1 protein-coding gene and 1 pseudogene are annotated in these 995 nt (G+C 60.8%); both read left to right on the top strand.

Annotation, left to right across the window (positions count from 1 at the left end; genetic code table 11):
• Positions 1-134 precede the first annotated feature (134 nt).
• A complete protein-coding gene (locus tag ACPYOI_RS35785; RefSeq protein WP_481420236.1) occupies positions 135-839 on the top strand; it encodes a nitroreductase family protein in 705 nt (234 codons plus the stop codon).
• A 34-nt stretch (positions 840-873) separates the two neighbouring features.
• A pseudogene (locus ACPYOI_RS35780) lies at positions 874-995 on the top strand (carboxymuconolactone decarboxylase family protein); the annotation flags it as partial.

The raw sequence follows: 995 nt of genomic DNA, 5'->3' as shown, positions 1-995 counted from the left end.
GGCTAGACGCGCGCCTGAGATTGCGATGCCTCAATTTGATCCTTTCGCGCATCATATTGAGAAAATACAGTCTCGATATTTTCACCGTCGGCCGTAAATTGGGCTCCACAATCACTTGATGAGGAGCCACCCAAATGAACTACATCAGCATCGCCTCTAACGAAACGGCAACCGCCGCAGCCGCCGAAACCCATGCGCGGACCGCGCCGACACGCGTGACGCCGACGAACGCCGTGATCGAAAACATTCTGAGCCGTAGCGCTGCCAAGTACTACGACCCAACCGCCACACTGAGCGATGATCAGATCCGCGACCTGGTGCGGATCGGCACGTCGGCGCCGACCTCCTTCCATCTGCAGAACTGGCGGTTTATTGCCGTCCGTACACCCGAAGCAAAGGCTCGGTTGCGCCCCATCGCCTGGGATCAGCCCGCGATCACCGATGCCGCCGTTACCTTCATCGTTATCGGCCGGTTGGCCGATGCCAGCACCGTCCCTGAGCGCCTGGCCCCGGTCGTGGAAGCCGGCATCATGCCGGCGCACCTGGTGCCGGAATGGGAGGCTCCCGCTCGCGGCCTTTATGACGATCAACCCCAGCGGCAGCGCGACGAGGCAGTACGCACTGCGACCTTTGGCACCGCGGCGATCATCTATGCAGCCCGCTCCCTCGGCCTCGGCTCGACGCCGATGATCGGCTTCAACGCCGAGGCGGTGCACAGCGTGTTCAACCTCGCCGAAGACGAAATCCCGGTGATGTTGCTGACCGTCGGACCGGAGCGGGCCGGCAACTGGCCGCAGAAGCCGCGCATGCCCGTGGCCGATGTCCTGGACTTCGCATAATTCTCAACTCAACCAATAACTTATGGAGACTACGATGCCTAGAATTATTGCCCTGAAACCGGAACAGGTGCCGGCCGAATCCAAACAGACACTCGATGCGTTCACCAAGAACATCGGGTTCACCCCGAACATGATGGCGGCCTTTGCGCAAAGCCC

Source organism: Rhizobium sp. SVR5-2C (assembly GCF_056755115.1).
Note: the sequence above shows the minus strand (reverse complement) of the source record. Positions and strands in the feature narration are given on the sequence as shown.

What these genes read in the sequence shown, in the direction of transcription:
- ACPYOI_RS35785 (WP_481420236.1), top strand. Translation starts at nt 135, where the DNA reads ATGAACTACATCAGCATCGCCTCTAACGAAACGGCAACCGCCGCAGCC.